This is a genomic window from Novosphingobium sp. (assembly GCF_027489515.1).
Classification (GTDB): domain Bacteria; phylum Pseudomonadota; class Alphaproteobacteria; order Sphingomonadales; family Sphingomonadaceae; genus Novosphingobium.
This window is the reverse complement of record NZ_JAIXZS010000086.1, coordinates 1-22,821: the sequence shown is the minus strand read 5'-3', so window position 1 is coordinate 22,821 and position 22,821 is coordinate 1. Positions and strand designations below refer to the sequence as shown.

The following is a 22,821-nucleotide window of genomic DNA, read 5'->3' as shown; positions in this document are numbered from 1 at the left end:
GCGGTCGAACAGTTCGTGGAGCTGGAGGAAGTGCGGGCCCTTCACGTTCCAGTGCGCCTGCTTGGCCTGCGCTTCGAGATCGAGCGCATCGGACAGGCGCGCCTGCAGCAGCCCGCAGGACTGCTTGCGGACATGTTCGGAGAGATCGAGGCGGCTGATATAGCTCATGGTCGCCTCAAGCCTTGAAGAACGCGAGGAGATCGGCGTTGACCACATCCGGATGAGTCGATGCCATGCCATGCGGCAGCCCCGGATAGGTCTTGAGCGTGCCCTTCTTGACCAGCTTGATCGCCAGCTGTGCGGAATCGGCGATCGGCACGATCTGGTCGTCTTCACCGTGCATGATCAGCACCGGCACCTCGATCGCCTTGAGATCCTCGGTGAAGTCGGTTTCCGAGAACGCCTTGATGCAATCGTAGTGCGCCTTGGCACCGCCCATCATGCCCTGGCGCCACCAGTTGTCGATCAGCCCTTCGCTGACCTTGGCGCCCGGCCGGTTGAAGCCGTAGAACGGACCTGCCGGCACATCGCGGAAGAATTGCGCCCGATTGGCGACCAGCGCGGCGCGAAAGCCGTCGAACACTTCGATCGGCAGGCCGCCGGGGTTGGCCGGGGTCTTGAGCATGATCGGCGGGACTGCCCCGATCAGCACGGCCTTGGCAACGCGACCGGCTCGCGCCCGGGCCACATAGTGCGCCACTTCGCCGCCACCGGTCGAATGGCCGACATGGATCGCGTTCCTGAGATCGAGATGGTCGGTCAGCGCCGCGACATCGGCCGCATAGGTGTCCATCTCGTTGCCGGTGTCGGTCTGGGTCGAACGGCCATGCCCGCGCCGGTCATGCGCGATCACGCGGTAGCCGTGGAGCAGGAAGAACATCATCTGGTTGTCCCAGTCGTCTGCCGTAAGCGGCCAGCCGTGGTGGAACACGATGGGCTGCGCGGTCTTCGCACCCCAGTCCTTGTAGAAGATGGTCGTGCCATCCTTGGTGGTGACGGTGCCCATTGTGCGGTCTCCTGAAATGGGTGCGGCGAAGGAAGGTGCGGCGTTCGGCAGGGCTGCGGCGGCTGCGACCAGCGCCCCGGCGGCAAGCACGTCGCGGCGGGCGATCATGCTGAGGCTGGCTGGCTGCTGGTCGTTTTCCATGTGAAGTCCCCGTTTGAATGCGGGGTCAGGATGCTCTGGGCCGTCCACCGCGTGAACACCCGGATGGGGGGTGGGCAAAGCCCGATTTCGAGTAGCTACCAAGCGCGCTGCCTGCGTGGTAACCGTTCCCTGCTTCGGGTGGATGGTGGCCCTGCGCCGCCAGATCACGCCGGCAAGCCGTCATGCGGCAAGCACGGCAGCGCAGGGATCAAGCAGGAACGGTTTTCGCATGGCGGCAGATGGAACAGCCCCGATCCGCATCCTGATTGCCGACGATCACCCGATGCTGCGCGAAGGCGTGCGCGCGGTGCTGGACATGCAGCCGGACATGGTCGTCGTCGGCGAAGCCGCGACCGGCGCGGATGCCATCCGCCTGTTCGAGGAGCACCTGCCCGATGTGGTGCTGATGGACTTGCAGATGCCCGAGATGTCCGGCGTTCAGGCGGTCGAGGCGATCAGGGCACGCCATCCGGATACGCGCATCATCATTCTCACGACTTATTCCGGAGATGCCAAGGCGCTTGCCGCCATGCGCGCAGGTGCGTCCGGCTTTCTGCTGAAGAGCAGCCTGCGCCGCGAACTGTTGAGCGCTATCCGCGCGGTCCACCGCGGCCAGCGCCACCTCCATCCCGACATCGCGCAGGAGATCGCGCTGCACGCGATTCAGGAGCCGTTGACACCGCGCGAGATCGAAGTGCTCAACATGATCGCGGCCGGCCATGCCAACAAGCAGGTGGCGTGGAAGCTTGGTGTCTCGGAGGAAACGATCAAGTCGAACATCAAGAGCATCTTCGCCAAGCTGCACGTGAGCGATCGCACCCACGCCGTGACGGTCGCCGCCAAGCGCGGCATCATCGACTTGTAATCGCGAGCCGCGCCGCGCTCAGAACCTGTTGGCGAACTCCACGCGCACGTAGCGGCTGCTGTCGCGCCCCGGCGTCCACTTGGTGGCATCGCTGATCGGCCCGGCAATCGCCCCGTAGGGATTGATGTTCCAGTTGCTATCGCGCCCCCTGCTGAGGGCATAGCTCTTGTCAAAGAGGTTCGAGCAATAGACGCGAAGGCGCCGCTGCGCATCGTGCAACTCGATGCCGAGGCCAAGCAGCCCGTAGGCTTCCTGAACCGCGTTCGGATCCTGCAGCAGGCTCTGGATGGTCCGCGATTGCCAGACCCAGTTGGCCGTCAGCGTCAGTCCGGTGTCGCCACGCAGCCGGATCTCGCGTTCGGCATTCAGGCTGAACTTCCACTTCGGCGCATTGGGCAAGCGCTTGCCGGCAAGGTCCTGCTGGCCATTGACGCAGCCGAGTGCGAGCGTCTGGCTGGGAAAGCAGGGCGCATTGGGGAAAATCCGGATGCGCGCATCATTCCAGCTGCCATAACCGCGCAGGATGAAGCCGGGCGCGATATCCGCAGCCACTTCCATCTCCGCACCTTTGGTAGTGACGCGCGGGATATTGTTGAGGACATTCTGGCGCGTGAGATCATCACGGCTCTGCGCCTGGAAATCGTGGAAGGTCTCCAGATAGACCGTGGCGTTCCAGGTAAGCCCGGCCAGTGGGCGGCTCTTCCACCCCAGCTGGAATGCATCGACCGTTTCCGGGCGGATCGGCTGCTTCGCCGCCACGGCATCGGCGATGGGGAAGCCCTTGTAAGGCCCATCCTGCGTCACCGGCGTGCGCGTGGTGTAGGTGCTGGTCAGGTCGTAGGCCGCGCCTTTGTAGCCACGGTCGTAGCCACCGAACACCAGCAGCCCCGGCGATGGCCGATAAGACAACGACACGCGGCCAGCTACCGAACCGAGCGTGTCGCAGGTCGAGATAGCGAGGCCGCTCGGCGTCGCCGAGGAGCACTTCGGCATTCCGAAGCGCACATTGGCGACCCGATCGAGCAGACTGTAGCGCATCCCGTCGCGATTGAGGCGGATGCCGGCCGAGAGAGCAAACCGTCGTGTCAGGTCAAAAGTCGCCTGCCCGAAGGCCGCGAGATTGCTGGTATACGCCTCCGCAAAATAGCTCGAGTAGGCTGTCGTGGTCGGCGGCACGATCGCCAGCGTCCCGTAGGGCCCCAGCGAATTGCTGCCACGCACGAACGAGCGCCGCGACCGCGTATCGCTGAAGAACAGCCCGGCGACGAAGCGCAACCGGTCCGCCGCTGGAGAGATCAGCCGCAACTCCTGCGAGAACGAGCGGATCCGGAAGTCACCTCCGTTGGCCGAGCCCCCGCTCACCGCACCGGGGACGTTCGCCCCGCCCGGCCCCCAGTTGTACGCGGTGCCATCGGTGTCCTGCAGATCGTCGAGTGCGTAGGCAGCAAAGCCGCTGATCGCGCTCAGCGTGTAGCCACCGAACCGCCACTCCACTTTCACGCTCGCCCCGGTCTCGGTCGCATCGCCCTTGGGCTCGACATCGGCCGAGATCAGCCGATTGTCCGGCCCGGGCACGATCCCGTCGAGGATCGCGCCCTGCGGCACTCGCACCCCGGCAAAGCGCCCGAAGCTGACTCCGGGCGAGACGGCATAGTAGGCCGATGTGCAGCAACTCGACCCGGCGAAATCGTGGTGCAAGGCCGCCGTCACGGTGAGCGCGTCGGCCGCGTTCCAGACGAGCTTGGCGCGCAGGTCGATGCCTGATTGTCCGCCTACCCAGTTGTCGGTGTGGATGTTGCGCAGATTGCCGCGGTAGTGGTTGGCGCTGGCTGACACCCTGAACAGCAGCCGCTCCGCCAAGGGGCCGGAGATGAACCCGCTCGCGCGCTGCTCCCCGTCGCTGGTAACGCCAATCCGCGTCGCTGCCGTCAATGTCGTCGTCGGCGCCGCGGTGGTGATCGCCACGACGCCGGCCGTCGCCGACGTGCCGAACAGCGTGCTCTGAGGCCCCCGCAGCACCTCGATCGAGGCGATGTCTGCCAGTTCGCGGAACGCCTGCGCCTGGAATGCCTGCGGCATATCGTCGACCACGACCGACACACTCGGCCGGGTGGCGATCGAAAAGGCGTACGTGCCGATCCCGCGGATGTTGATGCTGTTGTTGGCCGGCTGCGTGGTCTTCGTGATTGTCAGCGAAGGTTCGACTTTGACGAGGTCATCGAAATCGCGCACCTGCGCCCGGTCGAGTTCCTCGGCCGAGACCGCCCAGATCGACATCGCGACGTCCTGCTTGCGCTCGGGCCGCTTGTTGGCGGTGACAATGATATCGGCGCTGGTAGCCTCGATCGGCCAATCCGGAGATGCGGCGATCGCGGCGGCAGGATCAACCAGCAGGCCTAGCGTCGGCGGCAATGCCCATGGCAACGGCCTGACGCGCAAACGCGGCCGCAGCGGTCGTCTTAGCGAAGGCCCATGTCCACGCGCCACACCCGCCCCGATCAGCCATGCGAACCCGGAGTTTATGTGAAATTTGTCCACGACGCCATGCTTGATCGCGTGTAAAACCTTGGCCCGCAGGCGGGGGCCGGATCGCACGCGAGGCTCGTGCACGCCATGACCGTCAGCGACACCCGAGCGAGGGAAGGCTGCACAGCGCGTTTATGACGAGTCCTGCGAGCTGCGATCCACGCCGCCCGTCCATGGCGGGACGCGCTCAAGGCCGGATGCGCCTGTTGTGGCTGTGGCCGTGTCTGGCCTGCATCCTTGCTCTGCTGGTCCCGGGCCCCGTCCGTTCGCTCGATCCGACCCGCAGCATCGCCCAGTTCCACCACACATCGTGGACCATAGCGGACGGCATGCCCGCCAATATCTGGGCCATTACGCAAACCCCCGATGGCTATCTGTGGCTGGGCTCGGTCAACGGCCTCTACCGCTTCGATGGCGTCCGCGTCGAGCGGATCGCAGCCGACAAACTCCCCAGCCCGAGCATCCATGCCCTCGCGGCGACCGCATCGGGCGGCCTGTGGATCGGCTACGAGCGGCCCGTGGGCGTGATTTCGTACCTCGAAGACGGCAAGGTGACCAACTACCGCGTCAGCTCGCGCACTTCGACCAGCGTCCATGCCTTTGCCGTGGGCGCCGACAACACCGTCTGGGCCTCGACACCGGACAACATCCTGCGGTTCGATGGCAAGCAGTGGGTCGTCATCAAGGGCGAATTCGGCTTCTCGTTCAGCGAGGGCAGCGGCGGGGTCTGGTCGTTCGGAGTAGCGCGCGACGGGGTGGTCTGGTCGAAGAACCTTGGCGGACTGTTCTTTCTGAAGCCCGGCGCGGCCCAGTTCGAGCGGGCACAGGGTTATGCCGGCGGTCCGGAAGGCTTCACAACCACAGCCGACGGCAGATTGTGGACGACCGACACGCGCGTGTCGCATCTCTACCCGATGCCCGACCTGGCAAAGTTCCGACCATCATCACAGCCGTCGGGCAACCCCGGCCTTGTCCTGCCGAAGGCGATAGAGGGTCCGATCCTGCTCGATCGCAATGGCACGCTCTGGTGCACCAGTGTTGGCGGTGGCGGACTGCGGCGGGTGCGCACCGCGCTGGGCGCCGCCGTGCTCGATGAGGGCGCAGACAGCCGCGGCCCTACCGTGTCGACAAACGGCCTCTCATCCGATCTCGTCCACACGCTGTTCGAAGACCGCGAGGGCAATATCTGGATCGGCACCAGCTTGGGCCTCGATCGGTTCCGCCCGGCCAACATCGTCACCGAAACGCTGGTGCCGTCGGGTTTCCGGGCCAGATTCGTCGGCGCCGCTGGTGACAGCATCTATGCCTACACCGGCTGGTCGGGGACGGCGAGCCGGGCGGTCGACGGCACGCAGGCGCTCTATCGCATCCTGCCCGGCAAGCCGCCCGAACGCTACGTCGAGAATGTCGGCCGCCTGCGCGGCATGATAACGAACCGTCGCGACGGCTCGGTCTGGCTGATTACCCAGAACGGCATCCAGCAACTCGTCGGCCGCACACTGGCAAAGCCCCTGCCCCTGCCCGAGGGTGTCGAGGGCAAGGCGGTCTATTCGGCTGCCTTCGACGCAGGCGGCACCTTGTGGATCTCCACCTTCGTGCGCGGCGTGTTCAGCCGCTCGCCGGAGGGCTGGCGGCGCTTCCCCGTCGAATCGAGGGTCGGCGCGACCGGCGTGTTGATCCCCGATCCGGACGGAAGCATCTGGATCCGCTACTCCGGTGGCACCCTGCTGCGCATTCGAGGTGGCAGGACCGAAGATCTTTCCCGCAATGGCCTGAACATCGGCGATGTCACCTTCCTTCAGCCCCACGGCCGCGGACTGATCATCGGCGGCGAGAATGGCATCGGCAGTTTCGAGGGCGGCAAGTTCCATGCCCTGCACGCCTCCAGCATTCCCGCCTTGTCCGGGGTGACCGGCATTGCGGAGACGGCCGATGGCAGCTCGTGGATATTCACGCAGGCGGGCATCCTGCGTGCGCGCACCCGGTCGCTCGAGACCGCGCTGGACCACTCAGACCCGAAACTGCTGCAGTTCGAGCTTCTCGATTCGCGTGATGGCTTGCCGGGCGCACCCTATGGTGCGGTCTATGGCAGCAGCGTGGCCGCAGACCCGACAGACAGGGTCTGGTTCACCACCGGCAACGGCCTCGTCTGGATCGATCCGAACAACCTTTTTCACAATCCGCTGGCCCCGAACGTTGTGATCGATTCGCTCACCACGAACGATCACCGCCTGCCGGCACGCTCCAATCTCCAGCTTCCTGCCGGCACGTCCAACATCGAGATCGAGTTCACCGCGCTCAGCCTCTCGATCCCGGAACGCGTCGCATTCCGCTACAAGCTCGAGGGCATCGATGCCGATTGGGTCGAGGCCGGCAACCGCAGACAGGCCTTCTACACCCGCCTTGGTCCCGGGACTTACACTTTCCGCGTGATCGCTGCCAACAGCGACGGCGTCTGGAACCGGACCGGCGCCCAGTTCACGTTCGTGATCGCGCCTACGTTCGTAGAATCGCGCCTGTTTCTCGTACTCTGCGCGCTGGCCATCGGCGCGCTGCTCTGGTTTGCCTATACGCTTCGCCTCGCGCAGCTCTCGGCGTGGCTGCGCACCCAGCACGAGGCGCGCCTTTCGGAACGCGAACGCATCGCGCGCGATCTGCATGATACGCTGCTGCAGGGGTTTCAGGGCCTGATGCTGCTGTTCCAGTCGGTGGCGGACACGATCCCGCAGGACCAGCCCGTGCGCGAGAAGTTCGAAAACGCGATGAAGCGCGGAGACGACGCGCTGATCGAAGGGCGCAACCGCGTTCAGGATTTGCGATCGTTCGAACTGGGCGCCGATCTTGCAAATGCGCTGCGCAGGATCATCACCAATCTGACCCGGGGCGAGAAGGCGTCGGTCCGGGTGACGGCCAACGGCATCCCGCGTCCGCTGAAGCCTACGGCGCTCGAGGAACTGCTGAACATAGCGGCCGAGGCCATTCGCAATTCGCTGCGTCACTCCGGCTGCGAGGAGGTCGACGTCGTGGTGCACTACGATCAGGATCAGCTCTGCATCTTCGTTGAAGACGAAGGCGTCGGAATGGACGAGCGGATCATCGCGGCGGGCCGACGCGAGGGGCATTTCGGCCTCGTCGGCATGCGCGAGCGGGCGACCAGCATCGGTGCCCAGCTATCGATAACGCGGCGTGTGCCCTCCGGCACTGTCGTCGGCATCGTCTTGCCCGCGGGCGCGGCCTATGCCGATGGAGCAGACAGCCGCTGGGAGTTTCGCCTCCTGCGGCGGATCCAGTCGGTATGGCTTGGCTTGCTCCGGCGCCTTGGTCTCGCTCGTCGGCCCCAACCGGATGCCTTGCACGAAGGTGCTCGGTAGCTCCGGCGCTTCTCGGCACTCAGCCGAACAAGTCCTCGATCTGGCCGAGACGCTCCTTGCCGAAGAACATTTCGCCATCGACAAAGAAGGTCGGGATGCCGAAAGCGCCGCGATCGACAGCGGCCTGGGTGTTTGCAGCGAGGCGATCCTTGACGGCCTGAGACTGGGCGCCCTCGGCAAGCGCGGCAGCGGGGAGGCCGGCAGCGGCGATGACGGCATCGACGGCTGCGGTGTCCGACGGGTCGAGCCCCTCCTCCCAGATCGCGCGGAGGAAAGCGTCAGCGAACGCCTCGCCGCAGGCAAGATCGATGGCAGCGAGCAGCAGGCGCAAGAGTTCGACAGAGCGGAACGGAAACGCAGGGTTCATGCGGAACTTCGTGAGACCATGGCGCGCGATGAAACGCTGCATTTCGAGCTGGGCATAGGCATTCTTGCCCTTCACGTCGGCGTCGCGGATGAAGGGCGGCGCGTTGCCGGTCAGCTTGTGCATGCCGCCAAGCAGTGTTGGGGTCAGGGTGATCGTGGCGCCCTTGCGCGCGGCGAGGTCCTTCAGGGGCTGCCACACGAGGTAGCCGTTGGGGCTCACGAAGTCGAAGATGAACTCGATGGTTCTGGTCATGTCAGAAGCGCTCCTGCCAGGGGCGAAGGTCAAGCTCGTGCGTCCATGACGAGCGCGGTTGCTGGTGCAGCCAGACGAAGGCCTGCGCGGCATCTTCAGGTTTGAGAACCGAGTCTTCGGCGAGAAGTGGCGCGACGTCCTCCACCCGCGAGCGCAGGAAGGTGCCATCGATCGCGCCATCGCAGACTATGTGTGCGACATGGATGCCTTCGGGGCCAAGCTCGCGCGCCATCGACTGCGCGATCGCGCGCAGCCCGTGCTTGGCGGCGGCGAAGGCGGCAAAACCGGCACCGCCGCGCAGCGAGCCGGTTGCGCCGGTAAACAGGATCGTGCCCGCCCCGCGCGGCGCCATCACCCGCGCAGCCTCGCGTCCGGCAAGGAAGCCGGCGAAGCAGGCCATTTCCCAGACCTTGGTGAAGACGCGCGTGGTCGTCTCGCGGATACCGAAGCGGACATTGGCGCCGATGTTGAACACGGTGACCGCAATCGGGCCGATCTCGCGCTCGATCCGGTCGAACAGGGCGGCGGCCTCCTCTTCCGAGCGGGCATCGACGCCGAAGCCATGCGCCACGCCGCCTTCGGCACGGATCTCGGCGCACAGCGCTTCAAGCTGATCCAGATGGCGGGCGCGGCGCGTCACGCAGACGGTGAGGCCGGCGCGCGCAAAGGCCCGCGCGATCGCCCCGCCCAGCCCGTCGCCCGCGCCGATGACGAGGCAGACGCCCGGTGGTGATGCCTTGTCCATGCCTCTCTCCCTCGGCCATGCTTGTCTGGTGTTCGTAGCGTGAGGGCTGCGCGAATGGCAATTACTGAAACGGCTGTCAGCAAGCTTGGGGATCGCGCATGAATGCGACATCCAGACATTTTGATTCACTCGATTGAATCAAGCGAAACCTTGGAGTAAGCGGGTATGCAAAGGCTCCTTCGAGAGTCGTGCTGGAGAGAGCCGTTGGACCTGAGCAAGCCCCAAGGAAGTGAGCAAGGCCCGGAAAGCGGGACGCCGAAGCAGAAGCCGATCCTGCCGCTGATCCGCGTGATCGAAATGAACCTTGGGTTCCTTGGCTTGCAATTCAGCTTCGGCCTGCAGCAAGGCAATATGGTCCCGATCTATTCGTGGCTCGGCGCGGATGAATCCAACCTTCCCATCCTGCAGCTGGCGGGGCCCGTGACCGGCCTCCTCATCCAGCCGCTGGTCGGCGCGCTGTCTGACCGCACAAATTCGCGCTTCGGCCGCCGCACGCCCTACTTTCTCATCGGCGCGGTGATGTGCAGCCTCGGCCTGCTCGCCATGCCGTTTTCCGCGAGCATTCTCATGGCGGCGAGCCTGCTGTGGCTGCTCGATGCGGGCAACAACATCACGATGGAACCCTACCGCGCCTATGTGAGCGATCGGCTCGATCCGCGCCAGCACGAGATCGGCTACCTCAGCCAAAGCGCGTTCACCGGCCTTGCGCAGTGCCTGGCGTTCCTCTCGCCCTCGATCCTGGTCTACTGGGTGGGGATCGACCGCAATGCGGTGGATGCACACAATATCCCGACGATCACGCACATCTCGTTCATGGTCGGCGCGGTGCTCTCGATCACGACGATCCTCTGGTCGATCCTGCGCGTGCCCGAACTGCCGCTGAGCGACGACGAAAAGGCGCGCATTGCTGCTGCACCCAAGTCTGCCGGGGCAACCCTGGCCGAGATCTGGCATGCCATCGTGGAGATGCCGCAGGCGATGCGCTCAATGGCGTGGATGAGCCTGTTTCAGTGGTACGGATTCTCGATCTACTGGTCCTACAGCGCACTTTCGATCGGGCGGTCGATCTATGATACCTCCGACAAGTCGAGCGAGGCGTTCCGCGCGGCAGTGCTGACGACACAGCAATTGGGCGCGTTCTACAATCTTGTCGGGTTTGCCGCCGCGCTCATGATGGTGCCGATCTCCCGCGCGCTGGGGGCATCGCGGGTGCATATGGCGTGCCTTGCGGCGGGCGGCGTCGGCATGGTGGCACTGGCCCACGTCTCGGGCGCGGCGACTGCGCCCGGCCCGCTGTTTGCCGCACTGGCGATGCCGGACCTTGGCAGCCACACTCCGCTGCTGCTGATCGCGGTCACCTTGGGCCTTGTCTGGGCGAGCATCATGGGCAACCCCTACATCATCCTCGCGGGTTCGATCCCGCCGGAGCGGACAGGGGTCTACATGGGCATTTTCAACATGATGATCGTGATGCCGATGCTGCTCAACGGCGTGACGTTCGGCTGGATCTACAACCACCTGCTGGGTGCCGACCCGCGCAACGCGCTGAGCTTTGCCGGCGTGCTGCTGCTGGCAGCGGCGGTGACCATGCTGCGCGTGCCCGATCCCCGCAAGGCGGCAGGGCTGGCGCATGCCTGAAGTCAGCGGGCCGGAAATCATTGCGCTGGAAAGCCCGGGATGCAGCGCCGTGTGGGAGCTCCCCCCCGGCGAGGCCCCGCTGTGGCGCTATTGGGGCCCGCGCCTGCCCGATGGCGCACGGCCTTCGGCGAGCCTTCGCAGCGAGCGGCCGGAGCCCAGCTTCTCGCTTCATTTCGACCAGCCGCTCACGGTATTTCCCGGCTTCGGGATGGGCTGGTTCGGGCAGAGCGCGCTGCTGGCGGATCGCGGCGGGCAGGGCTGGTCATTTCAAGCGGGCGACTGCAAGGTCGAGCGGCCCGATGCGCAGACTGTGCGCTTCGTGTTGCACGATGCCATGGCAAAGATCGCGGTGACGACGAGCTATACGCTCGATCCCGCGACCGACGTGATGACCGTGCGCACCGCGCTCTCCAACGAGGGTGACGCACCGCTGCATGTGCAGTGGCTGGCAGCGGCAGTGCTGCCGCTGCCGGAAGACGCAGCAGATGTCCATTCGCTGGCCGGGCGGCACAACTCGGAATTCGTGCCCGTGCGCGATCCCCTCGGCCGCAGCATCTGGCGGCGCGAGAACCGGCGCGGGCTGACCTCGCACGATTGCTTCCCGGGTGCGGTGGTGACTTGCGCGGACGGCAGTGCCTATGGCGCGCAGATCGCGTGGTCGGGCAACCATGTGCAGACGATCGAGTGGATCGATGACGGGCGCTGGCAGTGGCAGCTGGGCGAATGGCTCGCGCCGGGCGAGGCGATCCTTGCACCGGGCGGGGTGCTGCAAAGCCCGGAAGTGCTGGCCACGGCCTCTGCCGAAGGCCCGAACGGCGTGGCGCATGCCTTCCACCGCGGCATTCGCGCGCGGATGACCTGGCCTGGCGGCGCAGCAGGCGCGGTGAAACGCCCGGTGCACATCAACACCTGGGAAGGGTTCTACTTCAAGCACGACGAAGCCGCCCTGATGGATCTGGCACGAGCAGCGGCCAGCATCGGGATCGAGCGCTTCGTGCTCGACGACGGCTGGTTCGGGAAGCGCGACGACGACACCTCCTCGCTCGGCGACTGGACCGTGGACAAGCGCAAATACCCGCGCGGGCTAGGGCCACTGGCGAAGACGGTAACCGACCTCGGCATGGAATTCGGCCTCTGGGTCGAGCCCGAGATGGTGAACCGCAACAGCGATCTCTATCGCCGCCATCCCGACTGGGCGCTGCATGTCGACGGGAGGCCGCTGCTGGAGGCGCGCAACCAGCTGGTGCTCGATCTCGCACGACCCGAAGTCAGCGCCTACCTCTTCGATTCGATCGCGGCGCTGCTGCGCGAGCTGCCGATCAGCTACCTCAAGTGGGATCACAACCGCGATCTCGTCCATGCCGGGAACCTGCCGCACTTCCGCGCGCAGGTGCTCGCGACCTATGCGCTGATGGACCGCCTGCGCGCAGCGTTTCCGGCGGTTGAGATCGAGGCCTGCGCCGGTGGCGGCGGGCGGATCGATGCGGGCATCATCAAGCGCACGCACCGCTTCTGGACGAGCGACTGCATCGACGCAGTTTCGCGCGCGGGGATGCAGCGCGGCTTCCTCCAGTTCATGCCGCCCGAAGTGATGGGCAGCCATGTTGGCGCAAGCCCGGCGCACTCGACCGGGCGCTCGCAATCGATGGCGTTCCGCTGCGGCGTGGCGCTGCCGGGCCACTTCGGCGTTGAGCTCGATGCCCGCAAGCTGGGCGAGACCGAGCGGAAGGACCTGATGGCAGGGATCGCGCGCTACAAGGCCCTTCGCGAACGCCTGCATCAAGGCCGCGTGTGGATGGGCGAAGTTGGTGACGGGGTTGTCTGGCAGGCGCATGGCTCGGCCGAGGACATGGTCGTGCTGGTGACGCGGACGCAGCCAACCACGATGCGCCACCAGCCGAACCTCAGGCTGCCGATGGCAGTGGCCGGCCGCACGTATACGATTGCGTCCGAGAACGGCGCGCTCGCGCGGATGGACGGTGGCTGGCTCGCGCGCGTAGGCATGGCCGTCCCGCCGCTCCCCGGCGAGGCCGTGCTGGTGCTTGAGGTGCGTTCATGAGTTTCGATCCCGCCGAACATCCGCATCGGCGCTATGATCCGCTGAGCGACACGTGGTTGCTCGTCTCCCCGCACCGCGCCAAACGGCCGTGGCAGGGGGCGGAGGAAGTGCCCGACGTGACGCGCCCGCCTGCGCATGATCCCGGCTGCTATCTCTGCGCTGGCAACACCCGCGTGAACGGCGAGCGCAATCCGGACTACACCGGGCCTTACGTGTTCCAGAACGACTTTGCGGCGCTGCTCCCCGATACGCCGGCCCCCGAGGTGGGTGGCGGGCTGTTCCGCGCCGAGCAGGCGACCGGCGAGGCGCGGGTGATCTGCTTTTCGCCCGATCATGGGCGCACACTGCCCGAGCTTTCGCACGCAGAGCGGCGCGCGGTGATTGATACCTGGTGCACCGAAGCGGCGGACCTCGGGCAGCGCTACAGCGTCGTTTCGATCTTCGAGAACAAGGGCGCGATGATGGGGTGCTCCAACCCCCATCCGCACGGCCAGGTCTGGGCGACAAGCCACGTGCCGCAGCTGATCGCGACTGAAGACCGCACACAGGCGGCATGGCTGGCGGACAAGGGCAGGCCGATGCTGGCCGAACTGGTCGAAGCCGAAGCCGATGGCCCGCGCGTGGTCTGCGCCAGCGAGCACTGGCTCGCCATCGTGCCGTTCTGGGCGGTCTGGCCGTTCGAGACACTGCTGCTAGCGCGCGGCGAGGTGGCGCGTCTGCCGGACCTTTCGGACGACCAGCGCGGCGATCTGGCTGGCATTCTGGGCGATCTCACCACGCGCTATGACAACCTGTTCCAGTGCTCGTTCCCCTATTCGATGGGCTGGCACGGCGCGCCCTTCGGCCATGAGCCGAGTACGCACTGGCGGCTGCACGCGCATTTCTATCCGCCGCTGCTGCGCTCCGCCTCGGTGCGCAAGTTTATGGCGGGGTTCGAGATTCTGGCCGAAACCCAGCGCGATCTGACCGCCGAGCAGGCGGCCGAACGGCTGCGCGCCTGCGGCGGCCTGCATTACCGGAGCGGCACATGAGCGTGACGACGGCAGACCCGGCGACCGACCTGTTCGGGTCTCCGCCCGCGCTGGTGGTGCGCGCGCCGGGCCGGGTAAACCTGATCGGCGAGCACACCGACTACAACGACGGCTTCGTGCTGCCGGTGGCGATCAGCGTGGAAACGCGCGTTGCCGCAAACCCGCGCAGCGACCGGCGAATTCGCGCGATGGCCAGCGACTTCGGCGGGGCCGTCGCCGAATGGGAACTCGATGCCCCCTATGCCGCGAACCCGTCCGCGCCCTGGGCCGACTACATCCGCGGCATGACCTCAGCGATGATCGCGCGCGGGCACAGGCTCACCGGCGCAGATCTTGCGGTCAGCGGCACGGTGCCCAAGGGGGCGGGTCTTTCTTCCTCCGCTTCGCTGATGGTCGGCATCGGCCGGGCGCTGGGCGAGCTCTCCGGGCTGACCATTGCGCCCGCGGAGATCGCGCTGATGGCGCAGGCCGGCGAGTGCGACCATGTCGGCATGCGCTGCGGGATCATGGACCAGCTGGCCTCGGCCTGCGGGGTCAAGGACCACGCGCTGATGATCGACTGCCGCTCGCTCGCGGTTCGCCCGGTGGCGCTTCCGCCGGGTGTGGCGATCCTCATCGTCCATTCGGGGGTCGAGCGCGGGCTGGTCGAGGGCGCCTACAACGAACGCCGCGCGCAGTGCGAGGCGGCAGCCGCAGCGGTGGGGGTTTCGGCACTGCGCGATGCCGATCTGGCTATGCTCGAAAGCGCGGGGCTCGACCCGCTCACGCTCGCCCGCGCGCGCCATGTGGTGACCGAGAACGCGCGGGTGCTGGCGGCGGCAGATGCGCTCGAAGCCGGTGATCTGGTGTCGATGGGCAAGCTCATGGCTGCGTCGCACAGCTCCATGCGCGACGATTTTGAGATCACCGTGCCGCGCATAGATGCGCTGGTCGCCGAACTGAGCGCACTGATCGGCCCCGAAGGCGGCGCGCGGATGACCGGTGGCGGCTTTGGCGGTGCGGTCGTCGCGCTGTGCCGGGTGGACCGCGCCGATGCGGTGCTGGCAGGCCTCACCTACCGCAAGCCCGATGGCGGCGCGCCGCTGGTGCTGCACGAAACCGCCTGTGACGGGGCCAATCTCGTCATGAGCTAAGCCCCCCCCCCGCCCGTCCCCTTTTCGTTGGCTTTCGCCAATTCCAATCGATTGCTTCAGGATACCTGCTTGATGTCCGTACTCACCTCCCCGACCGCGCACTGGACTGGCGAGCACCTTCGCACGCTGCAACTCGAGCCGTGCCACCAGATCCCGCTGGTCGATGGCAAGAGCTTGCGCCACCCGCTGCCGGGCCTCGACTTGTGGGACCTCTGGCCGCTGCAACTGGCGGATGGCAGCACGGCCGTGGTTGATGGCTGGACACTGTGGTTCGTGCTCTCGGCCCCGGCGGGCGAGGACCCCGAGGCGCGGCACGACATTGTGCGGATCCGCCTGATGGCCGCGCGCGGCGATGAATGGCGCGATCATGGCAACGCTCTGCCCGATGATCTCAATCCCGGCAGTCGCGAGTGGGCTGGTTCGGCGCTTTATGATCCCGAGACTGCCGCGGTGACACTCTACTGGACCGCATCGGGGCTACGCGGGGAAATGCCCCGCACCTTTACGCAGCGCATGTTCGAGACGACGGGCACATTGACAGGCGACGCCGGCAGCTTCGCGGTGGAAGACTGGAGCCCCCCGCGCGAAATCGCCGGCGGGCCGATCCCGCATTATGTGCTGGTGAACGCGAGCGAAGGCGTGCCGGGCATGATCAAGGGCTTCCGCGATCCTGCGCATTTCCGCGATCCGGCGGACGGGGCAGACTATCTGCTGTTCACCGGATCGCTCAAAGGGTCGGCAAGCCCGTGGAATGGCTGCATCGGCCTGCTGAAGCGCGAAGGTGATAGCTGGGCCGTGATGCCGCCGTTGCTGAGCGCGGACGGGCTGAACAACGAGCAGGAGCGGCCGCACTTCGTCTTCCACGCAGGCCGGTATTACCTGTTCTGGTCCACGCAGCGGAAGGTCTTTGCGCCGGAGCAGCCGAACGGTCCGAACGGGCTTTACGGCATGGTGGCCGAGAGCATGGAGGGGCCATGGCTGCCGCTTAACGGTAGCGGGCTGGTCGCGGGCAATCCGCCCGAAGCGCCGGTGCAGACGTATAGCTGGTGGGTGACGCACGAGCTGACCGTGCACGGCTTCGTCGATTACCCCAATTCGCTGCGGGGCAACGATTACGGCGATGCGGCGTGGCGGCGGGCGCATTTCGCCGGGGTGCCCGCCCCGGTGTTCCGCCTCGTGCTCGACGGGACCCGCGCGGAAGTTTCGGCATGAGCGCGGCGCGCTATGGCCTGATCGAGGCGGGCGGCACAAAGTTCGTGCTGGGCGTGGCGGACGAAGCGCGCACGATCTTCGCGCGGGAGCGCATCCCGACGACGACGCCCGCTGAAACGCTGGGCGCAGCGGTGGAGTGGTTTGCGGCGCAGGGGGCAGCCTATGCCGCATTCGGCATTGCCTCGTTCGGGCCGCTCGATCTCGATCCCGCCTCCCCCGGTTATGGCTGCGTCCGCGCGACGCCCAAGCCGCACTGGAGCGGAGCGAGCCTGATCGATCCGTTCCTCGAGCGCTTCGGCGTGCCGGTGGCGATCGATACCGATGTGAACGGCGCGGCGCTTTCCGAAGCGCTGTGGGGCGCAGGCGCGGGTCTGGGATCGGTGCTTTATCTGACCATCGGCACCGGGATCGGTGGCGGGTTCTGTAGCGACGGGCAATTGCTGCGCGGGCTCTCGCATCCGGAGATGGGCCATATCCGCATGCCGCGCCATCCGGAAGATCTGGACTTTGCCGGCACCTGCCCGTTCCACGGCGATTGCCTTGAAGGCCTTGCCTGCGGTCCGGCGGTGATCGCGCGCTGGGGCAAGTCGCTTTCGGAGTTGCCCGAGGGGCATCCGGGCAAACGCATCATCGCCTGGTACATCGGCCGCGCGCTGGCGACATTCCAGACTGTGATGGAGCCTGCGCGGATCGTGCTGGGCGGCGGCGTGACGGGGACCGAAGGTCTGCTCGATCTGATCCGTGCCGAGGCACTGGCCGCCAATGGCGGCTATACCGTGGGCAAGATCGACGAGTTGATCGTGCCGCCGGGGCTTGGCGATAACGCCGGATTGCTGGGAGCGCTGGCGCTCGCGCTCAGGTCGATTCCCTGATCAGCAGCCGCGGCTGGAGGATGACCGAATGGATCTCCTCCCCGGCGATGCGCTGGATCGCGATATTGACGAGGTTCTCCGCGCCCTGCTCCAGATCCTGCGCGATCGTGGTGAGCGGGGGCATCGTATGTTCGCCGAGCGGCAGCCCGTCATAGCCGATCACCTTGACCTCTCCGGGGACGGACAGGCCCTGTTCGGCGAGCACGCGCATGGCGGTGACGGCGATGACGTCCGAAGCGGCAACGACGCCGTCCGGCCGATTGGACTTGGTGCGGAAGTACTTGGCGATCTCGCCCTGCGCTTCGTCTGCCACAAGGTGCGTGGGCACCACGCCGAACTGCACCGACCCGCCCATCCGCGCCACAGCCGAACGGACACCTTCAAGGCGCTGGCCGATCTCGATCGCGCGCGGATCGCCGAAGAACACGATGTTGCGGCAGCCGCGCTCGATCAGATGCTGCGCGGCGAGCGCGCCGCCGCGGAAGTTGTCCGAACCCACCGAGCAATGCGCCTGGCCCGCGATGTGCGAGCCCCAGACGACGAGCGGGCGGTACAGCTCGGCCACCCGGTCGAGCACGGCAGACTGGTCCGACTGGCCGATCACGATGATCCCGTCCGACTGGCCCGAGCGCGCGAGCTTCAAGAGCCAGTCCTCGTCCGTCGGCACGACGCGCGAGAGGAGGAGGCTGTAGCCGCGATTCGTCAGCTTGTCCGCCAGCAGGCCGAGCATGGTGATGAAGAACGGATCGGAGATGTTCTGCCGCACTTCATGGCCGAGCGGGATGACCACGCCGATCGTGTTCGTCTTGCGCATGCGCAAGTTGCGCGCGGTGGCGTTGGGGGTGAAGCCGTGCTGGCGCGCGAGCGCGACGATCATGTCGCGCGTGGCGGGGGTTACAAGCTCTGACCCTGAAAGCGCGCGCGAAACGGTGCCGCTGGTGACACCGGCCAGCTGGGCAAGTTCCTTGAGGGTCTTGGGTGCGTTCATCGGTCCGATCTGGTCTTCAGGCGGAAGTGGGAACGACATCAAGGGCGATGTTGAGCCGTTCTCCCGCCGCGAACGGATAGGTGCCATGCCACAGGATAGACGGGAAGACCACTAGGTGCCCTGCGCGCGGCGGAATGACGGCAAGCGGCGCAAGATCGAGGCCAAGCTCGGGCGGCGGCGCGCCGAGGTGCAGCGCGCCGGCGGGCGCCGGCCCCGGATCATCGGGCAGCGCGACGTAGAGCACGGCCGAAAGCCAGCCGGCGGGGTGGCTGTGGGTGACGTTGAAGCCCCCGGCGCCGAGCCGCACCGACCAGCTGCCGGAAATCTGCAGCCCGCCGCGCGGCCGGCCCAGCACGGGATGGCGCGGATCGGGCGGTGGCAGCGTTGCGACATGGTCGCGCAGGGTCTCCATCAGCCGCGCTCGGACTGTGCCGAGCAGCGGTTCGTGACGGAGGAGGATCGAGCGATCGGTCTGGGTGCCGTGGCGCACCGACTGTTCGGCATAAGGCAGCGAGGCAGTGTGCAGGCGGCGCAGCAGCGCGGCGAGATCGGCGCGCTCGGCGGCGGAAAGGCCGGGATCGAGCACACCGTGAAGCACCGGATCGCCATCGAGCCACGCGGCACGCGGATCGCCAAGCAGGCGCCAGGCGGTGGAGAGATAGGGCCAGACCTGCCCGGCCAGGCGCGTGCCGGTCAGCGGCAGGGCGAGATCGCGCGCCGCAGCGGCATCGCCGGCGCGCAGCGCGGTGCGGATGCGGCAGAGCGCGAGGAAATCGTCCCCCACGCCCGCGAGCGCGGCAAGACGCATCTGCGCGTCGGCCCAATCACCGCTTTCGCTGGCGAGGAAGGTGCGCGCAATCGCCAGCGCGCGGGTTTCGCCAAGCTGCGCGTTGGCGGCATCGAGAATGCGATGTGCGGCAGGCCAATCGCGCTGCTGGGCGCGCAAGGTGAACCAGCCGAGCCAGAGGCCCTGGTTCTGCGGCTGCGCCTTGACCGCCTCGGCAAAGCCGGCATCGAAGGTTTCGGCATCGCCGTGGCTGTAGCGCAGGCTGGCGAGCACGCGCTGACCCTCGAGCCAATCGGGCTTGGCGGATAGCGCGCGGACGAGCAGGTGGACTGCCTGCTCCGGCTGGCCTTCCGAGGCGAGCGCGAGCGCGTGGTTCCTGAGGGCATCGGGGTTATCAGGCCATAGCTGCACCGCGCGTGCAAACAGCGCGGCGGCCGGGTGGCCGAGTTCGTAAGCGGACTGCGCGCGCAGGAAGGCGGTGAGCGGATCATCTGGTGCGAGGCGGGCGGCCTCGTTGATCGCCTTGTCCGCGCCCACCATGTCCTGCACCGCGCGGGCGGCGCGCGCCCGTTCGCGCCAGACTTCGGCTTCGATGGGCGAGCCCATGTCTTTCAGGCCGCGGCGGCGTTGCCGGTGAGGCCGGCGATATAGGCCTCGTGGCTGGGCAGCTTTGCGGCCTCGGCCGCCATCGCGGCGCGCAGCTTCGCGAGGTAGTCGCGTGCGTCGATGCCGCGGTGCTCGATGAGCGGATCGAGGCCTTCGGGATAGTTGTGCTGGCCAATATGGACTGCGAGCCACGAGGCGGGCGCGAACAGGTCCATCTCGCGCGCGATCAGGCGGCCGTGGCGCCGGAAATGCTCCATCTTCAGCGCGAGCGTATCGGGCACGTCCATCGCCGCGACATAACGCCAAAGTTCACCATCTTTACGCGTATTGAGCTTGTAGTGGAGGATCAGGAAATCGCGGATTCGGTCCGTTTCGGTGTCGGCGATGCGGTTGAATTCGGCGATCGTGGCGGGATCGAAATCGCGGTCCGGGAACAGCCCGATGAGCTTGGAAATATTAGCCTGAATAAGATGGATAGACGTCGATTCGAGCGGCTCCAGAAACCCGCTGGAGAGCCCGACCGCGATGACATTGCGGTTCCAGTGCTGCTTGCGGCGGCCGGTGCGGAAACGCACGAAGCGAGGATCTCCGAGCGCTTCGCCATCGAGGCGCGAGGCGAGAAGGTCCGCAGCCTTCCCGTCCTCCATGAACTGGCTGGAATAGACATAGCCGTTGCCGATGCGGTGCTGCAGCGGAATGCGCCACTGCCAGCCGGCCTCGCGCGCGGTGGAGCGGGTGTAGGGCGTGGGCGCACCCGCGCTGGCGCAGGGCATCGCGACGGCGCGGTCGCACGGCAGCCAGTGACTCCAGTCCTCGAACCCGGTCTTCAATGCGCCTTCGATGAGGAGCGCGCGCAGGCCCGAGCAATCGATGAAGAGATCGGCCTCCAGCGTGCGGCCATCTTCGAGGGTGACGCTTTCGACAAAGCCGGTCTCCCCGTTCAGCGTGACATCGCCGATCTTGCCTTCGACGCGGGTGACGCCGCGCGCTTCGGCATGGCGGCGGAGATACGCGGCATAGAGCGAGGCATCGAAGTGATAGGCATAGTCGAAGGTGGAAAGCAGCGAGCGCTGATCGGGCACGGGCCGCGCCATGCGGCCGGCGCGGGCGATCTGCCAGGCCATCGAGAGGTCTTCGAGCGGGAAGGCGCCCGGCTCCTCACGCGTCTTCAGCCAGTACTGGTGCAGCGGCACCATATCGAAATTGCGCCCGTGCGGGCCGAACGGATGGAAATAGCGGGTGCCGACCGAGCCCCAATCGACAAATTCGATGCCGAGCTTGAAGGTGCCGCGCGTCTCGCGGATGAAATCGGCCTCGCTGATGCCGAGTGTCTCGTTGAACAGGCGGATCGGCGGGATCGTCGCCTCGCCGACGCCGACGATGCCGATCTCATCGGATTCGACGAGGGTGACCTTGCAATCCTGTTTGAGCATGGTGGCCAGCATGGCGGCCGACATCCAGCCTGCCGAGCCGCCGCCGACCACGAGCACAGAACGGATCCGACGATCCCCTTCGCTCACTTTCAAGACCCCTTCCGCCCGTGGCGGCGCGTTGATGCGCCTTGCTTTCCCTTACGCAAAAAGGGGTGGGTGCGGAACCGTCTGGCCGCGCCCACCCCTCTTCAATGTGCCTGCCCTTCCGGAGGCCGTTCAGCCGATCAGAAGCTGAAGCGGACCGAGGCGTTCACATTGCGGCCGAGCACCGGGGCGATGCCGCCGACGAAGGTGCCATTGCCCGGCTGGTAGTCTGTTCCGGCCGGCCCGAGCGGGGTCAGCTTGTCGAACAGGTTGTAGACGTTGAGGCCGAGTTCGAGGTTCTTGACCGGGCGCACCTTGATGTTCGCGCCGACCACGCTGGCACCCGGCCATTCGTTGCCTGCACCATCGAGCGTGGAAGTCACGCCGGTGATGTTGGCGCCGACCGACAGGTAGTCGGTTGCATCATAGTTGGCCGCGAAGGTGTACGAGAGGTCGGGAATGTTGTTCGACCGCGAGAACACCGAGTTCGGCGCCGAAGGCTGCTTCTTCGACTTGTTGTAGGTCATGTTCGCCAGCAGGCTGAAGCCGCCGAGGCTCAGCGTGCCGTAGAACTCCGCACCCGTCGTCTTGTACTTGTCGGCGATGATGCAGGTGAACTGGTTCGGATCGCCGGTGACGATCGGGCAGATCGTCTGGCTGAGTTCAAACGTCGTGATGTTGAAGTGGCTGTGATAGGCCGTCAGTTCGACCGTGTAGCGCGCCGCACCGATGTCACCACGGTTCTTCAGGCCGATTTCGTACTGGTAGACGTTGTTCGAGACGGCGGTGTTGCCCTTGTCGTTGAGCGTGCCGTCGGCATTGAAGTAGCCGCTGAAGGTCAGGCGGTCGGCATTGGCGCGCACGCCCTTCGAGGCGCGGACGAACAGGTTGAGGTTGTCTGCCGGCTTGAAGCTGGCGCCCACCGACCACGAGGTGGTTGCCTTGGTGAAGTTGATCACCTCGCGCGCACCATTGGGCAGGAAGTAGGGCAGCGACACGTTCTGCGAGGCGCCGGTGACGGGGTTCACCGCCGACTGCGTGATCGTCTGCGTGACCGGGTTGCCGACGAGCGGGTTGGCGTTGATGCCCGAGCCGGTGCCCTTGTTGATATCGTGGCGGACCGAGGCGTCGAGCTCGAACTTGCCCACATCGAAGATGAAGTCGGCGTAAGGTGCGTTGTCGGTGAAGGTGTAATCGTAGGTGCGTGCGCAGCAGCCGCCCCAGTTGTTGTTGTAGCCGGTGAAGCCGTTGGCGCTGAGCAGGTTGCCCGCCGCATCGAGCAGATCGATCGGCGAAGCGGCCGGGGTGAGCGAGCCGTTGAACTGGTTGGGATGCCAATCCATCGCGATCTTCTGGTTCATGTAGAACCAGCCGGCGGTGAGGTTCGCCTTGATGGCGCCGATATCACCCTGCCAGTTGAGCTTGGCATCGTTGACGAAGCTGCCGACATCGCGGATCCGCGTGTAGACCGAGACGTTGTTGTTGTAGAACGCTTCCTTCACGTCCTTGCCGCGATCGGGCCCGGCGGAATAGACGGCGCGGGCGACCACGCCGCCGTTCTTGGTCGAACCGATCAGGCCCGAGATCGGAGCAACGCTGAGGAAGTTCGACGAGAAGCCGCCGCTCATGTTGGTGTAGCGGGCGTTGTTGTCGACGGTGATGCCGTTGTCGAACTTGTAGTGCAGCTGCGCCTGAAGCGACTGGG

General features: G+C 66.3%; 17 protein-coding genes. 8 read left to right on the top strand and 9 right to left on the bottom strand.

Going from position 1 to position 22,821, the window contains the following annotated elements; translation table 11 throughout:
- Positions 1 to 168: ferritin-like domain-containing protein (locus tag Q0082_RS20140; RefSeq protein WP_366522572.1), on the bottom strand; the 168-nt coding region annotated here is incomplete at its 3' end.
- A 7-nt stretch (positions 169 to 175) separates the two neighbouring features.
- On the bottom strand, positions 176 to 1,006 hold the full coding sequence (locus tag Q0082_RS15380; RefSeq protein ID WP_298194308.1) for an alpha/beta hydrolase: 831 nt from the start codon (positions 1,004 to 1,006) through the stop codon (positions 176 to 178).
- A gap of 370 nt (positions 1,007 to 1,376) precedes the next feature.
- Here Q0082_RS15380 and Q0082_RS15375 point away from each other — a divergent pair, with 370 nt between their 5' ends.
- Positions 1,377 to 2,012: a response regulator transcription factor gene (locus tag Q0082_RS15375; RefSeq protein WP_298194304.1), complete on the top strand. Its 636-nt coding sequence runs from the start codon at positions 1,377 to 1,379 to the stop codon at positions 2,010 to 2,012.
- A gap of 18 nt (positions 2,013 to 2,030) precedes the next feature.
- Here the strand turns inward: Q0082_RS15375 and Q0082_RS15370 are convergent, their stop codons facing one another.
- Entirely contained in the window at positions 2,031 to 4,424 is a 2,394-nt protein-coding gene (locus Q0082_RS15370) for a TonB-dependent receptor (RefSeq protein WP_298194302.1), read from the bottom strand.
- 311 nt (positions 4,425 to 4,735) lie between these two features.
- Here Q0082_RS15370 and Q0082_RS15365 point away from each other — a divergent pair, with 311 nt between their 5' ends.
- The gene (locus tag Q0082_RS15365) at positions 4,736 to 7,909 is read left to right on the top strand and encodes a sensor histidine kinase (RefSeq protein ID WP_298194300.1); all 3,174 of its coding nucleotides are present in this window, start codon (positions 4,736 to 4,738) and stop codon (positions 7,907 to 7,909) included.
- A gap of 19 nt (positions 7,910 to 7,928) precedes the next feature.
- Here Q0082_RS15365 and Q0082_RS15360 read toward each other — a convergent pair whose 3' ends face one another.
- Together Q0082_RS15360 and Q0082_RS15355 are read right to left on the bottom strand one after the other, a co-directional pair.
- Entirely contained in the window at positions 7,929 to 8,528 is a 600-nt protein-coding gene (locus Q0082_RS15360; protein WP_298194297.1) for a 2-hydroxychromene-2-carboxylate isomerase, read from the bottom strand.
- 1 nt (position 8,529) lies between these two features.
- Positions 8,530 to 9,273 (bottom strand): SDR family NAD(P)-dependent oxidoreductase, encoded by a 744-nt coding sequence (locus tag Q0082_RS15355; protein WP_298194295.1) that lies wholly within the window; start codon positions 9,271 to 9,273, stop codon positions 8,530 to 8,532.
- Positions 9,274 to 9,570: 297 nt separating this feature from the next.
- Here Q0082_RS15355 and Q0082_RS15350 point away from each other — a divergent pair, with 297 nt between their 5' ends.
- The 6 genes from Q0082_RS15350 to Q0082_RS15325 all read left to right on the top strand — a co-directional run bounded on the left by Q0082_RS15350 (position 9,571) and on the right by Q0082_RS15325 (position 17,218).
- Positions 9,571 to 10,911 carry an MFS transporter gene (locus Q0082_RS15350; protein WP_298194306.1) on the top strand — a complete coding sequence of 447 codons (1,341 nt, stop codon included), beginning with the start codon at positions 9,571 to 9,573 and terminating at the stop codon, positions 10,909 to 10,911.
- On the top strand, positions 10,904 to 12,970 hold the full coding sequence (locus Q0082_RS15345) for an alpha-galactosidase (protein WP_298194292.1): 2,067 nt from the start codon (positions 10,904 to 10,906) through the stop codon (positions 12,968 to 12,970). The genes Q0082_RS15350 and Q0082_RS15345 overlap by 8 nt, the downstream gene beginning before the upstream one ends.
- Positions 12,967 to 14,001: a UDP-glucose--hexose-1-phosphate uridylyltransferase gene (locus Q0082_RS15340; protein ID WP_298194289.1), complete on the top strand. Its 1,035-nt coding sequence runs from the start codon at positions 12,967 to 12,969 to the stop codon at positions 13,999 to 14,001. The genes Q0082_RS15345 and Q0082_RS15340 overlap by 4 nt, the downstream gene beginning before the upstream one ends.
- A complete protein-coding gene (gene galK / locus Q0082_RS15335; protein WP_298194287.1) occupies positions 13,998 to 15,134 on the top strand; it encodes a galactokinase in 1,137 nt (378 codons plus the stop codon). The genes Q0082_RS15340 and galK overlap by 4 nt, the downstream gene beginning before the upstream one ends.
- Positions 15,135 to 15,206: 72 nt before the next feature.
- Positions 15,207 to 16,346 carry a glycoside hydrolase family 68 protein gene (locus Q0082_RS15330; RefSeq protein ID WP_298194285.1) on the top strand — a complete coding sequence of 380 codons (1,140 nt, stop codon included), beginning with the start codon at positions 15,207 to 15,209 and terminating at the stop codon, positions 16,344 to 16,346.
- Complete coding sequence (locus tag Q0082_RS15325; RefSeq protein ID WP_298194282.1) at positions 16,343 to 17,218, top strand: ROK family protein; 876 nt, start codon at positions 16,343 to 16,345, stop codon at positions 17,216 to 17,218. The genes Q0082_RS15330 and Q0082_RS15325 overlap by 4 nt, the downstream gene beginning before the upstream one ends.
- Here the strand turns inward: Q0082_RS15325 and Q0082_RS15320 are convergent.
- The 4 genes from Q0082_RS15320 to Q0082_RS15305 all read right to left on the bottom strand — a co-directional run.
- Complete coding sequence (locus Q0082_RS15320; RefSeq protein WP_298194281.1) at positions 17,202 to 18,206, bottom strand: LacI family DNA-binding transcriptional regulator; 1,005 nt, start codon at positions 18,204 to 18,206, stop codon at positions 17,202 to 17,204. The genes Q0082_RS15325 and Q0082_RS15320 overlap by 17 nt on opposite strands.
- 16 nt (positions 18,207 to 18,222) lie before the next feature.
- Positions 18,223 to 19,599, bottom strand: a complete 1,377-nt coding sequence (locus tag Q0082_RS15315; RefSeq protein ID WP_298194279.1) for a putative 2OG-Fe(II) oxygenase — start codon at positions 19,597 to 19,599, stop codon at positions 18,223 to 18,225.
- Positions 19,600 to 19,604: 5 nt separating this feature from the next.
- A complete protein-coding gene (locus tag Q0082_RS15310; RefSeq protein WP_298194277.1) occupies positions 19,605 to 21,119 on the bottom strand; it encodes a tryptophan halogenase family protein in 1,515 nt (504 codons plus the stop codon).
- Positions 21,120 to 21,256: 137 nt separating this feature from the next.
- A partial coding sequence (locus Q0082_RS15305; RefSeq protein ID WP_298194275.1) for a TonB-dependent receptor occupies positions 21,257 to 22,821 on the bottom strand: 1,565 nt, incomplete at its 5' end.